The organism is Aureibacillus halotolerans, from assembly GCF_004363045.1.
Lineage (GTDB): Bacteria > Bacillota > Bacilli > Bacillales > DSM-28697 > Aureibacillus > Aureibacillus halotolerans.
In genome coordinates this window covers 16,192-30,270 of record NZ_SNYJ01000029.1, presented here as the reverse complement: position 1 = coordinate 30,270, position 14,079 = coordinate 16,192, and the positions used below count along the sequence as shown (strand labels likewise).

12 protein-coding genes and 1 tRNA gene are annotated in these 14,079 nt (G+C 43.0%); 8 read left to right on the top strand and 5 right to left on the bottom strand.

Going from position 1 to position 14,079, the window contains the following annotated elements; translation table 11 throughout:
• Positions 1-315: 315 nt before the first annotated feature.
• The 5 genes from EV213_RS19880 (at position 316) to EV213_RS19860 (ending at position 6,649) form a co-directional block, all read left to right on the top strand.
• Entirely contained in the window at positions 316-1,782 is a 1,467-nt protein-coding gene (locus EV213_RS19880; RefSeq protein WP_133582324.1) for an L-fucose/L-arabinose isomerase family protein, read from the top strand.
• Complete coding sequence (locus EV213_RS19875; protein WP_133582323.1) at positions 1,745-2,593, top strand: transketolase; 849 nt, start codon at positions 1,745-1,747, stop codon at positions 2,591-2,593. The genes EV213_RS19880 and EV213_RS19875 overlap by 38 nt, the downstream gene beginning before the upstream one ends.
• Positions 2,593-3,561 carry a transketolase family protein gene (locus EV213_RS19870; protein WP_243740304.1) on the top strand — a complete coding sequence of 323 codons (969 nt, stop codon included), beginning with the start codon at positions 2,593-2,595 and terminating at the stop codon, positions 3,559-3,561. Before EV213_RS19875 ends, EV213_RS19870 begins: the two co-directional genes overlap by 1 nt.
• A gap of 10 nt (positions 3,562-3,571) precedes the next feature.
• Entirely contained in the window at positions 3,572-5,080 is a 1,509-nt protein-coding gene (locus EV213_RS19865) for an FGGY-family carbohydrate kinase (RefSeq protein ID WP_243740303.1), read from the top strand.
• A 108-nt stretch (positions 5,081-5,188) separates the two neighbouring features.
• On the top strand, positions 5,189-6,649 hold the full coding sequence (locus tag EV213_RS19860; RefSeq protein ID WP_133582322.1) for a DUF5605 domain-containing protein: 1,461 nt from the start codon (positions 5,189-5,191) through the stop codon (positions 6,647-6,649).
• Between the two features lie 100 nt (positions 6,650-6,749).
• Here the strand turns inward: EV213_RS19860 and EV213_RS19855 are convergent, their stop codons facing one another.
• Positions 6,750-7,112 (bottom strand): cupin domain-containing protein, encoded by a 363-nt coding sequence (locus EV213_RS19855; protein WP_133582321.1) that lies wholly within the window; start codon positions 7,110-7,112, stop codon positions 6,750-6,752.
• 193 nt (positions 7,113-7,305) lie between these two features.
• Here EV213_RS19855 and EV213_RS19850 point away from each other — a divergent pair, with 193 nt between their 5' ends.
• Positions 7,306-8,076 carry a sugar phosphate isomerase/epimerase family protein gene (locus tag EV213_RS19850; protein WP_133582320.1) on the top strand — a complete coding sequence of 257 codons (771 nt, stop codon included), beginning with the start codon at positions 7,306-7,308 and terminating at the stop codon, positions 8,074-8,076.
• A gap of 17 nt (positions 8,077-8,093) precedes the next feature.
• Complete coding sequence (locus EV213_RS19845) at positions 8,094-9,071, top strand: Gfo/Idh/MocA family protein (protein ID WP_133582319.1); 978 nt, start codon at positions 8,094-8,096, stop codon at positions 9,069-9,071.
• Positions 9,072-9,082: 11 nt separating this feature from the next.
• Here the strand turns inward: EV213_RS19845 and EV213_RS19840 are convergent, their stop codons facing one another.
• Both EV213_RS19840 and EV213_RS19835 read right to left on the bottom strand, forming a co-directional pair.
• Entirely contained in the window at positions 9,083-9,625 is a 543-nt protein-coding gene (locus EV213_RS19840) for a helix-turn-helix domain-containing protein (RefSeq protein WP_133582318.1), read from the bottom strand.
• A 497-nt stretch (positions 9,626-10,122) separates the two neighbouring features.
• Positions 10,123-11,460 (bottom strand): hemolysin family protein, encoded by a 1,338-nt coding sequence (locus EV213_RS19835; protein WP_243740301.1) that lies wholly within the window; start codon positions 11,458-11,460, stop codon positions 10,123-10,125.
• A gap of 372 nt (positions 11,461-11,832) precedes the next feature.
• On the opposite strand from EV213_RS19835, the gene EV213_RS19830 reads away from it, so the two are divergent.
• The gene (locus EV213_RS19830) at positions 11,833-12,771 is read left to right on the top strand and encodes a serine hydrolase domain-containing protein (protein ID WP_133582316.1); all 939 of its coding nucleotides are present in this window, start codon (positions 11,833-11,835) and stop codon (positions 12,769-12,771) included.
• Positions 12,772-12,851: 80 nt separating this feature from the next.
• Here EV213_RS19830 and EV213_RS19825 read toward each other — a convergent pair.
• Both EV213_RS19825 and EV213_RS19820 read right to left on the bottom strand, forming a co-directional pair.
• A tRNA-Pro gene (locus tag EV213_RS19825) sits at positions 12,852-12,928 on the bottom strand.
• 82 nt (positions 12,929-13,010) lie between these two features.
• Entirely contained in the window at positions 13,011-13,988 is a 978-nt protein-coding gene (locus EV213_RS19820; RefSeq protein WP_133582315.1) for an ABC transporter substrate-binding protein, read from the bottom strand.
• Positions 13,989-14,079: the final 91 nt, after the last annotated feature.

Here is a 14,079-nt window from a genome sequence, read left to right as displayed (position 1 = left end):
CCTATGTCTAAATGTATATAATTACCAAATGGACAGATCACCTTTCGTTCAGGTTCTCCTTTTTTTGCTTTACCCGCGATGAATAAAGAACAGAACAGAATTTTATGAAATTATTTATGCAACATTAGTGTCTGCACCTAAAAAAATACTGAATGTATTCACTAAATATAGAACTATATTTTAAGTTCCGGCAGAGACTAAACACTAAATAAATTTATGCAATATCACTAAACTCATTGACATAAAAACTAAACAACTGATACTATTTTATGTAATTAACTAAACATTTTAATATGTCGGAAAGGTGGTCCTATAATGTCTCTTATTACTGTTGGCTATGCGCCAACGAGAAGGTCTGTATTCAGCCGGGAGGATGCTCTTCTCTATAAAGAAAGAATAAAAGCAAAGATGAGTAGTTTTGGCCTTGATATAAAAATTGTTGATTTAGATTCGATAAACGATGAGGGGCTTTTATATGATCGCTCAGAAGAAGAGGCAATCATCAGACATTTTCAAGAAGAAAACGTGGATGCTGTGTTCTTTCCGCACTGCAATTTTGGAACAGAAGACATTGTTGCACGGGTCGCAAAGGCGGTTGGCAAGCCTGTGCTGCTATGGGGTCCACGTGATGAGGCGCCACTGCAAGATGGTATGAGGCTTCGTGATACACAGTGTGGGTTATTTGCAACGGGAAAGGTTTTACGACGGTTTAATGTCAAATTTACGTACATTACAAACTGTGCCGTTGATGACCCTATATTTGAACGCGGTTTCATAAATTTTATCGCAGCAGCCAATGTCGTTAAAAACTTTACGTCTATGCGTGTCTTACAGATTTCTACAAGGCCAGCTGATTTTTGGTCTGTTATTTGTAATGAAGGCGAATTGCTTGAGAAGTTTAACATTCAAATTCACCCAGTGACGTTAGATGATTTGAAAAAAAGAACGTTGCGGGTTGAAGAGGAGCACGATGTTTCTGTTCAAGAAAGTGTTGAATATATTAAGAAAACGCTTGATTGGAGTGCAGTGAGTGAGAGCGATATCAAACGAATTGCATCATTAAAAGTGGCCCTTAAGGAATTGGCAATTGAAACTGGCAGTACGGCAATTGCGATTCAATGTTGGTCTACTTTACAAGACATTATCGGCATTATGCCATGCCTTGCAAATGCACTTCTTACCGATGAACAAATTCCCGTCGCCTGCGAAACAGATATTCACGGGGCTATTACGTCCATTATGGTCCAGTCTGCAGCGATGAATCGTCATCCAACGTTTTTTGCAGATATTACGATCCGTCATCCTGACCACCCAAATGGAGAGCTGCTTTTTCATTGTGGGAATTTCCCGGTATCGCTAAGTGTTGAAAACAAGCCAAAACTAGAAAAGCATTTCCTTTTTGAAGATCATTCACCAGGCACACATGAAGGTCAAATTAAAGGTGGGCAGATGACCATTTCGAGGTTTGATGGAGATCATGGGGAGTATTCGCTGTTTCTAGGAAAAGCAAATGGAATAGAAGGTCCGTTTACACGAGGCTCCTATGTATGGGTAGAAGTGAATGATTGGCCACTTTGGGAAGAGAAGCTTGTGAAGGGTCCTTATATTCATCATTCAGTTGGTATTCATGCAAATGTCATTCCTGTTTTATTTGAAGCGTGTGAATATATCCCAGGTTTAACTGCAGATCCGGTTGATCCAACAGAAAGCGAAATTCGGGCGTGGCTGCGAGGGAGTGATCTAAATGTTCCAAGAGGTGAACGAGTTGCAAACAATAACTGAACTGAAAAGAAAAGCAACAGAGATTCGGATCAATGTGCTGGACATGATTTATGAAGCTGGAGCAGGTCATCTAGGTGGATCGCTCTCCATCACTGATCTCCTCACAGCCCTTTATTATCATGAAATGAACGTGGATCCCCTTAATCCTCAATGGAGCGAAAGGGATCGATATGTGCAAAGCAAAGGTCATTCAGTGGAATCGTATTGGGCCGTTTTAGCTGAGAAAGGTTTCTTTCCAAAAGAAGATTTGAAAACGTTCTCACAGTTTGGCACAAAGCTCATTGGCCATCCGAACAACAAAGTGCCCGGTGTTGAAATGAATACTGGTGCACTTGGGCATGGGTTGTCTGTTGCTGTCGGCATGGCAATAGCGGGAAAGCTAAATCAAGATCGCTATCGTGTGTTCACGATCATGGGAGATGGAGAACAGACGGAAGGGTCGATTTGGGAAGCAGCAATGACAGCTTCTCACTACAAGCTTGACCATCTCGTCGCCATTATCGATCGCAACCGTCTTCAAATAACTGGCGACACGGAGGATGTCATGGCGATTGAACCATTAGCTGATAAGTGGCGAGCTTTTGGATGGCACGTTGTCGAAATAGATGGACATGACATGGAATCCATTGTCCAGTGTTTTCGGGGTCTGCCTTTTGCGAAGGACAAACCAAACTTAATTATCGCTCACACCGTGAAAGGCAAAGGAATTAGCTTTGCAGAAAATAAAGTCACATGGCACCATAAAGTACCTAGTAAAGATGAATATCAAGAAGCGATAAATACGCTCAAGATGCAATTGGAGGTCTTGTGATGAAAGAAGCGCTGATGAGATCTGTGGGAAAAAACACAATCGCCAATCGAAAAGCAATGAGTGAAATGTTACTAGAGTTAGCCCGATTGGATAAGGATCTAGTCGTTTTAACGAGTGACTCACGTGGGTCTGCGTCTCTTAATGAATTTGCAAAGGAATTGCCTCAACAACTGATTGAAGTAGGCATTGCGGAACAGAATATTGTCGGAATCGCCGCGGGACTTGCCTCCGCTGGGAAAAAGCCATTTGTTGCTTCGCCGGCATGTTTTCTTAGTATGAGGGCAATTGAGCAAATAAAAGTCGATGTGGCGTATTCGCAAATGAATGTAAAACTAATCGGCATAAGCGGTGGGATTAGTTATGGCGCACTTGGAATGTCTCATCATTCCGTTCAAGACCTTGCTGTGACTCGTGCCATACCAGGATTGGACGTTTTTATGCCCGCAGACAGGCATGAGACCAAAAAAATGATCGCTACAGTTTATGAAACGACACGCCCTGCTTACATCCGCATTGGACGTAACGCCGTAGAGGATGTGTATGCCTCGCCAGCGTACACCTTTGAACCGGGCAAGGCCATCATGATGAAGGAAGGGATGGATTTGACGATCATTGCTTCAGGAGAAACGGTTCGAGTGGCGATGGACACGGCAATGGAACTGTCTGCGAGACACATTGATTGTCGCGTGTTAAATATGCATACGATAAAACCACTTGATGAAAAAGCAGTACTAAAAGCAGCGGCGGAAACAGGTTGCCTTATGACCATTGAAGAACATAGCATATTTGGGGGGCTGGGGGCAGCTGTTGCAGAACTTGTAAGTCAAGTCACGCCCGTGCCTATGAAGATTGTTGGTATTCCAGATGAGCCCGCGATTGCTGGTACTACGGCAGAAGTGTTTGCGCATTATGGAATAACACCATTACAGCTAGTGAATGATGCCGCAGAGCTGGTTGCTCGGAAGTGAGTGTGAACAAATGACGATGAGACCATCCTGCATTCTTGTCATCGACCAAAGCACTTCCGGAACAAAAGGGCTTCTCGTTGATTCAACTGGAGAAATCATTGGAAAAAGTGCAAAGGCACATCAGCAGGATTACCCTCAACCTGGTTGGGTTGAGCATGATCCATATGAATTATATGAAAATGTGAAAGAAGTCATAAAAAGAATTTCTCATCGTGCACAGCTGCTTAACGTGGACATTGCAGCTTTGGCATTGACGAATCAACGAGAAACAGTCGTTGTGTGGGAAAAAGCGACTGGGAAAATCATTTATCCTGCCATCGTTTGGCAATGCAAGCGAACGATAGACATATGTACATCCCTTCAATTAGAAGGATGGGAGCAGGTCGTTCGTGAAAAGACCGGTTTGCCGATTGATCCTTACTTTTCGGCAACGAAAGTGAAGTGGATTCTAGATCATGTGGACGGCGCAAGGGACAAAGCCACTGAAGGGAAGCTTCTGTGCGGAACGATCGATAGTTGGTTAATTTGGAATTTGACTCAAGGTGAAGTTCATGCAACGGACAGCACAAATGCAAGTCGAACGATGCTTTTCAATATCCATACGATGGATTGGGATGACTCGCTACTTGAGTTGTTTTCTATTCCAAGAGAAATGATGCCGGAAGTGAAGGCGTCTACGGCGGTGTTTGGAAGGTTGAAGGACCGTTCAATTACGAGCGAAGCGTGGCAAATTACAGGTGTTATTGGAGATTCACAAGCCGCATTATTTGGTCAGCAATGTTTTAAAGAAGGAGCTGTAAAAGCAACGTTTGGTACAGGAACATCCGTCATGATGCCTGCTAAACTATTGAAAACGCCTGAAAAAGGTATGATTACTTCTGTAGGATGGGATTTGAACGGAAGTGTTCAATATGTGTTGGAAGGGGTGATCAATAGTACGGGCGATGTATTCAATTGGCTTATTAATGAAGTAGGCATTGTTAAAACGCTGGATGAAGCAGAAACCCTTGCCGCTTCAATTGAGAATAATGGCGGTGTCTATTTCGTACCAGCATTTGCTGGGCTCGGCACGCCTTATTGGAGTCCGAACAGTCGGGCGGCCATTGTCGGTATGCACCGTAGCAGCTCAAAGGCCCATTTGGCTCGCGCAGCAACAGAAGCAGTAGCCTATCAAGTGACGGATATCGTTCATTTTTTATCGCAGGCTTCGACGAATGAAATAACTGAAATTCATGTAGATGGTGGGGGCACGTCCAACCATCTTCTCATGCAATATCAAGCAGATATGCTGCAAATACCTGTATTCGTTTCATCCATAAAAGAAGTGTCAGCCTTAGGAGCAGCCTATTTAGCTGGGTTGTCGATTGGCGTTTGGGGTTCAACAGATGAGCTTCCTAATCCAAAGCGAGATGTACACATTTTTAATCCTAAAATGCCAGTCGCAGATATGAAATCCTTTTATAGTGGCTGGAGAAAAGCCGTTAATTCTGTGTTGCGACATGCAGAAGGTGAGGAATGAGGATCAGCTATCACATCCAAATTACTTCTTTTTTCAGTGAAATGCACTTTTTATAGAAGGAATTTCAACGTTCAAAATCAAAGGTTAATAACAAAGGAGAATGAAGAGATGCAAAATAAAAAAATAGAGCAATGGTCAATCTATGAAGTTGAATTTTCCGGACCTTCAAATGGAAACCCTTACATGGATATTGACGTGAGTGCGACCTTTCAAAAAGAAGACAGGAAAGTGAATGTTAGGGGATTTTATGATGGAGAAGGGACGTACCGCCTTCGGTTTATGCCAGACGAAACGGGCGTTTGGACGTACATAACGTCTAGCAACACCCCTGAACTTGATGGCGTTGAAGGGTCCTTTGAATGTACCTCGGCCTCAAAAGAAAATCACGGACCTGTCCGTGCAAAGGATCGGTTTCATTTTACGTATGAAGATGGCACTCCATACGCGCCCTTTGGAACAACGATGTACGCTTGGATCCATTCATCTGAAGACATTCAGGAACAATCGCTCGCCACTTTGGCAGCTGCTCCTTTTAACAAAGTACGAATGTGTGTCATGCCAAAAAATTATTCGTACAACGCTGATGGCCCCGATGTCTATCCGTTTGAAGAAAAGGATGGTACGTTTGATTTTACGCGGTTTGAGCCAGCTTTTTTTAAAAAGCTTGACTCCCATTTGCACTCCTTGCAGGAGATGGGTATAGAGGCAGATCTTATCCTCTTCCATCCCTACGACAAAGGGCGGTGGGGGTTTGATCGTATGGAACCAGAAACGGACGATTTTTATTTGCGCTATATCATTGCTCGAGTATCGGCATTTCGGAATGTCTGGTGGTCACTTGCAAATGAATATGACTTTATGCGCGAAAAGTCAATGGCGGATTGGGACCGTCTCCTTTTATTAACGGAAGCTGAGGACCCTTACAATCATCTTCGCTCCATTCATAACGGAACGCGAATGTATGATCCTTCAAGTCTTGTGTTGTATGACCATACAAAACCTGTAATTACCCATGTAAGCCTTCAGCATTGGGACGTAGAGTTAACGCAACAGCTTCATCAACAATTCGATAAACCACTTCTGTTTGATGAATGCGGCTATGAGGGCAATTTACCGCAAAGGTGGGGAAATCTTAGTCCTCAAGAAATGACGCGGCGTTTCTGGGAGCTTGTCACTAGAGGCGGCTATTGCACACACGGAGAAACCTATTTGGACAGTAACGATGTGATCTGGTGGGCAAAAGGAGGCAAGCTCCACGGGGAGAGCCCGGAGCGTATTGCCTTTCTAAGGAGCATCATTGATGAGGCACCTGCTGAACTCGAACCGATTGTCGACAAACTTGGTGTGCCGACCATTGGGAAAGAAAATCAGTATTATCTTTATTATTTTGGCATCCATCGCGCAGCTTATAAAGACTTTGAACTGCCAGAAGGGCATTCGTTTAAGGTTGACGTCATTGATACGTGGGGGATGACAGTACAGTCTCTTGATGGTGTGTACAAGGGAACATGCCGTATTCACTTACCAGGCACTGAATATCAGGCTATTCGAATTGTAAAGCAGACATAAAAGAAGTGCTTGCGTAAAATCAAAAGAGGAGTGTACCGGTCGATGGAAGACCAGGGACACTCCTCTTTTTGGGGGAAACCGACTAAGCAGCCCTTTTGTTTTAAGCGTTTTCAAGTATGGTTTCGCGGTCTGGTGCTGAATACACAATGATCATGCGGCATGGCTCCCAAGTCGTTACACGAGCATTGTGGGGAACACCTCGTGGAATGCGAAGCATCATGCCAGGTGACAGGTGGTGCACTTCGTCACCTAAAGTATGATCACATTCGCCAGACAGAACGAAGATCAGTTCTTCGCAGTTTGGATGAATATGGCGGTCGTTTTCATCGCCGGCATTGATGTAGACCATGCCAAACGTCATCTCACTATTAGGATCAATCTGTTCACCACAAAGCCACTGGATTTTTCCCCAATTCATGTCAAGTACATGGTTGCCATCACGGACGTTCGTTATTGTTGTCATCGTCATCCTCCTTTTGTATTGATTTTAATTCAACATAGTTGAATAAATCAAGGTGAAATTATTAGATTATATGAAATAATCATTGAAATACTTGAAGAATAGGTTACAATAGAGTCTATAAAATTCAACTTAGTTGAACTAAATTACATCATTTTCATTAGCATCGCCAATTTGATATGAAAGGATTGAGTGAATGAAGATAGGCATTTCACGACCATCCTGGAAAACTGGAGAGAACGAGGAAATCGTTCGTTTCGCATCAATGTACCCGTTTGATGGCATTCAATTGAAGCCTCATCAATATGAACCTTTGAAAACAGACGCTGATGAGTTGAGGAAATCGTATGGAGAAGCCGCTTACCTTGCTCAAGGAGGTATGATCGTTTATCCGAGCCTTTCCTATCAAAAGTGGCCCAACCAATTTGATCAATTCTTTTCGTTCATGAAAGGTGTTGGGGGCAAACAGGTTTGTGTGTGTGCAGGTCTCCAAAAAGAGCACTTAGATGATACCGGTGTAAAGGGACTTGCTACAATTCTTAATGAGCTTGGGAAAAGAGCTAATGACGCAGGGGCCGTTCTGTCGCTTCATAACCATGCCGATACGATATTGGAAAGCGTTGAAGACATTTACGCCGTGTTTGATACGATCAACCCGGACTACTGTGGACTCACCTTTGACACTGCGCATGCGGCTAAGGGTGGGATGACGGATTTGGCAGATGCACTGCAACAATTTAAGCCGCTCATTAACAACATCCATTTAAAGGACTTGTCAAAGGAAGGCAGCTTTACAGTGTTAGGCAGAGGAACATTAGACTTGGCCAGTGTTTGCAGGACAGTTAAGGAATGGTCGTATGACGATTGGCTCATTGTCGATGAGGAAACACGTGACGTCTCAGTTGAAGAGGCATTCTCACAGTCTGTGAACTTTTTGCAAGCACAAAAATTGATGACTGTTGAATAGAAGGGTGGAGAAGAAAAATGAAACAATACAAGATTGGCATAGTTGGAGCGGGTGGTGTTACGGGTTTACACTTCGATGGCTACAAGCCATATCCAGAACGTATTAAGATCACAGCGCTTTGCGATCCGAATGAAGCTCTGTTGCATGAAAAAGCTGATAAGCATGGGATTTCAGCTCGCTTTACGAACCTTGATGATTTTTTGCGCAAAGGTGATGTTGATGTCGTTGTCGTTTGTACACCATCTCCGATACGGAAGCAAGTGCTTTTCCCCATAATCGAAGCTGGGTTTCCGGTTTTTGTTGAAAAACCATTTTCGGATTCATTACAAGAGGCTCGGGAGATCACGGAGAAAGCCAAATCGTTTCAAGTTCCCATTTCGGTTAACCAAAATTTCAGACGTCACTTTCCTTTCGAGCTTGTGGGAGAGAAGGTCAAGGAAGGTGTCATTGGAAAGATTACGACCATTGTTTTTACAAACCTGATGTATCGTCAGGATGTTGGCTGGCGCACGGAGTGTGAACGTCACGCATTGTCTGTGATGGGCATTCATTGGTTTGATGGCTTCCGCCAGGTCATCGGTGAAGAGGCTGAGGATGTCTACTGTCTGATGAGCTCTTCAAACAATGTCACCTGTGCAGGGGAAACCGATGCGACGGTGCAGGTTCGTTTTAAAAACGGAACAACCGTCACCTATATTCAAAGTTTCTCTTCGGGTGTGAACAAAACAGAGATGACGGTGATTGGGGAGAAAGGAACCTTACAGGTGAAAGGTAGTGACGTCGAACGACGCAACCATGAACAAAACGAGCCAATGTCAACATGGTCTCATCCAGTGTCGAGGGAGCAAGCAACGTATGAGGGCTTGAATCAGCTTTTGACAGCCATTGACGAAGGGACTATCGCAGCAAACAGTGCAGAGGATAATCTGAATACGATTGCACTGCTTGATGCTGCTTATGTATCTGCAAAGGAAAGACGTATCGTTTCTTTGTAAAGGACGACAACTCATGGTGCGCTAAAGACGCCCAAGTACCTGACTTCCTCTGAAATGGGTGTTAACGTATGCTCTTCTAGCGAACTAAAATAAACGGAGTCCCCTGGCTGTAGTGTATACTCCACATCGCCAACTTTGTAATTCATCGTGCCCTCGAGCACGTAAATAAATTCTTCACCGGCATGTGAAAATACATGCGATTTGACTTCGCCTTTTTTGGCGACAAAGTAATACGGCTGCATTCGTTTGTCAGGCCGGCCTGCCGCAAAGGCATAAAAAGAATAGCCTTTTTCAGTTTTAATGAGCTGGTCGTGAGTGCTGTAACGACTGGCTCTTGTCATGACAGTTTCAATGTCCTTGTTTTCTTCTAAAAGATCAGACACGGTAACCCCGAGCGATTCGGCTATTTTCATTAGTGTTGAGATTGGTGGCGTCGTGACCTCATTTTCGATTTTTGATAAGAGGCTTTTTGTAAATCCACATTGTGAGGCGATGTCATCAAGCGTCCGATTTTGTTGTTTACGAATGATGCGAATACGTTTTCCAAGTCCCATACGTTCAGTTCATCTCCTAGCGATCCAACGGTCCTTTTTCCATAGTATAAACAATTTTGAAGTGGAATTGTGTAAACGAAAAAAAGTGTCTGATTTGATATAGTAGGATTTTTATTCAATATATGAGGTGTCCTTCGACCACTTCGGAAAAATCCCTAAAGGGTACAAGTGCAACATCGACTCGAGAAAACCTCGTCGTGTTTACTTTGCCGCAGGAGTCTACGTAGTTTTCCTACGCTGAAGATCAATTTTTATTTCATTCGCTTTGTGAAGTTCGGTTTTTTGGTGAACTTTATTTTATCCGATTCTCGTATTAAAGTTAATCAAGAGATGTAAAAATAACCTTTCTGAGTGAAATATTTTGATTTTAAGGCGAGAAGACTTAGGAGAAGTCGCTATGCATTAATAAGCAATAGATAAGACAAAAAAATCTCGCAAGCGGCGAAAGACTGCTTGCATTAAAAAAGCTACATTGTTTTCACAATGCAGCATAGAAATTAGTCCTCTTCAGTTTCAGTTGTTTCCTTTTTTTGAATTGTTGCATGTACGCGCTCAATCCGCTTCTCCGTCACTTCAACAATGTTAAAAATGACGTCTTTGTATTGCACAGTCGGTTGTTCGCCAACAGAAGGGAGTGAGCCGATTTGATCAATGAGAAACCCACTTAGTGTATCAAACTCCTCTGTCGGGAGATCAAGTTTTAAAGGCTCTTCAAGTTGGTGTAAATGGGTGATGCCCGCAATGGAAAAAGTATGTTCATCAATGGAATGCAAGACTTCATCTGAGAGATCCCTGCCCCCATGCTCACTGAATATGTCACCAACAATCTCCTCGATAATGCCCTCAATGGTCAACAACCCCTCGGTGCCCCCATATTCATCAAGGACAATGGCAATATGAACGTTGTTTTTCTGCATCTCTCTAAACAAGACGTCCAGAGATTGAGTTTCGACAACAAAATAAGGCTTCCGGATGACATCCCGTAAACGGAATGTGCTTTGATCGTGATTGCTCGTAAATTGGAACAAATCTTTGACATGCAACACACCAACGATCGAGTCCAAATCATTCTCGTAGACAGGAAAGCGTGTATATTTTTCGGCATTGACAAGCTGAATGACTTCTTCGAGAGAAGCGTTCACAGACAACACCGACATATCTGTCCGATGCGTGATAATATCAGACGCTGTTTTATCATCAAACTCAAAGATGTTGTGAATCATTTGTTTTTCTTCTTTATGAATGGTCCCTTTTTCGCCACCATCTTCGACCATCAAGCGAATTTCTTCCTCAGTCGCTTCTTCGTTTTCCGCATGAGGATCGACCCCGAGAAGCTTTAATGACGTGTTTGTGGAAAACGAAAGCAGCTTGACAATCGGAAGACAGATTTTAAAAAGCAAGGTCAACGGTGTGACAGCGACATTCGCAATCGCCTCTGCTTTTTGCAGGGCAAGCTGCTTTGGAACCAACTCACCAAAAACAAGCGTGAAATAAGCAAGCAGTAGCGTAATAAAGACAATTGAGATTGTTTCAAGTGTGGATAGAGCAATTGGAACCCCCATGGCAACAAGAGCTTCTGCCAAGGGACCAGCGAAAAAATCCGCGGCAAACGCACTTGCTAAAAAACCAGCCAACGTAATGCCAATTTGGATGGTGGACAAAAAGCGGCTTGGCTCATAGATCAACGCATACAGCTTTTTGGCTTTTTTATCTCCTTCCTCGGCGTTGCGTTTTACCTTATTTTCGTTTAAGGAAACAAGTGCAATCTCAGATGCAGCAAAAAAACCATTTAATAATATAAGCACAATGAGAATGAGTACGGCAATAGTTGTCAAAAATGTGACCTCCATAGGTGAATAGTAGAACTCTAGACGCCTTATCGCTAGGATATGCAATCTTAACGTAAGTATAAGCCTCTGTTTCAAGGAACTCAAAGAAAGTGCTGTTTGTGATGTTCGGTGCAGAATACTCATGGACCATTCAGACTAATGTATTACCCTGATTCAGTGATATCATAACCTCGCCGAATAATGTTACAGAAATACTAATCTAAAACTGTCCCTTACTCATACAGTTGAGTTTATGGATAATATTTACATGCACCTGAAACAAGGGTATAATATGGGAGATAAAACTAGTTCAAGAACATAAAATTGAAAAGTGTCTACAATAGATGAAGGAAACTCTAAAAAGGAAGGATGGACTCAATGGTTTCTTCAACCCACAATGCATTTATGCTGGACACTGAACAGTTGGACAAAGTATTTAAAAAGGAAAAATTTCATGGCTGTTTGATTAGTAAAGAAAATGAAGAGATCTATCAATTTTTCAAAAATAAAAAGTCAGAAAAGAAGCAACATAAGATCAATTCTTGTACGAAAAGCATTACCTCAGCGCTCATTGGAATAGCTTATGACAAAGGGTATATCCCTGACCTCAATACGCCGATTTCAACCTACTTTCCAACGCTTCTTAACGACCAGGACAATAAAAAACGTTCCATTACAGTTGACCATTTGCTAACGATGACAGCTGGATTTGATTGGCCGGAAATGGGGGAGTGGCGAGGATGGCCAGGGATGATTCATAGCCCTAATTGGGTTAATTTTACATTGCAGCGTCCACTAGTAAGTGAACCTGGCGAAAAAATGAACTATAACTCGGGCTGTAGTCATCTGCTACTGGCTATTTTACAAAAGCAAACAGGGGCAACTGCACGAGAATTTGCCCAACGCTATTTATTCACTCGACTGGACTTTGCAGACTTTCTTTGGCATGAGGACCCTCAAGGAATCAATATTGGTGGCTTCGGGATCCATCTTAGTATTCGGGACTTGCATATGTTTGGAATGCTTTACTTAAATAGAGGGAGGTGGAACAAGAAACAACTGATAAGTGAAGAATGGATTGATCGAACAACGGAACCGGAGAACCTAACATACCCTCATTTTGGTCATTACGGACACCATTGGTGGACTTCGAAAACGTTGACGGATGAACCATTCTATTTCGCAATGGGTATGGGAGGGCAGTACACGTGTATTTTACCGACGAGGCAGATGGTCGTGACCATGGTGAATGATACATATGCCGATTCAGGAAAGCCTTTACATATTCTAAGAGATGTCATCTTAAATGGGGGATGAAAAATATATATCTATTGGAGATCGATCGAGAATATGTGGAGGATTTTGTTACTGTCACACTGTTCATTTTGGATAAATGGTGGTCGGGATGACAGGATTTGAACCTGCGACCTCATGCACCCCATGCATGCGCGCTACCAAGCTACGCTACATCCCGATGTGGCGTGAAGATGATTTTACCATAACAATTGTTGACCGACAACTGCTTTTCATCTCAACTCAAGCCACGTAAATCTGCTTTATTTTGTTGATGTGAGGGCAGCGAGGACGTCCTCCGTTACCGCAAGATTGGCCATATATCCAGAGTTAATCCAATGCCCAGTATCCACGTGGAACACACGATCATTTTGGACCGCAGGCAAATCCGACCATAAAGGCAGCGTATCGAGCAGTGTTTTTACTTGCTCTGTCGTTTGTCCTTCAGGTGTAATGACAAAAAGGTTGCTATCGCCTAACTCAGGAATCATTTCAAGCGACATTGAGGTGAAATTGTCTGGTGTCTCTGTAGCAATGTTTGGTGGTGTAAGCCCAAGCTCACCATAGAGAACTTTTCCTGAAAGGAAGTCACTCCCCACGATGAAAAACTCTTTTTCACCTGGAAACACAATATACGTCTCTCGTTGTTGTTCCTGCTGAGCGATTGTGGTTTTCGCATCCTCAAGCGTGCCGCTATAGTCGGTCATTTTTTGCTCGACCTGATCTGATTTTCCAAGGAGCTCAGCAATCGTTCTTAAGCTTTGTTCCCAATCAGTGGAACTGCTATCCAATAAATAAACCGGCGCAATTTTGGCAAGAGGATCGTACTGCTCGGTAGGGAGAAAATGTGAGCTTACAATCACAAGATCAGGGTCCAGCTCTAATAAAGCTTCTGGGGAAATGCCAGAAGCCATCTCAAAAGAAGGGACATCCTCAAGAGCGGATTCTAAATGGGTTTGCACGGTCCCATTGACGGAGTACTTTGCAATGGGAGTAACGCCAAGTGTTGTTAAGGCATCCTCCTGGTAAGGAGCGAAAACCTTCTCAGGTTGAACTGGAATTGTCAATTCATGACCAAAGTCGTCTGTGACTGTTTGGGTGTCAGACGTACTGGAATTAGTTGCTGATGTCGTTTCATCTGAAGGTTCTGATGAAACCTGTGTGGTACCACAGGCAGTTAAAACAAACAACAAAAGTAAAAATAAACTATAACGAAGCAATCGGATAATAGCAGTGGGCATGTGATGTGACCTCTTTCGATTTTAATGATAAAGATTATCATTATCATACCAATAGGTCATTGATTCGACAAGATTTTTTACTATGTATCAA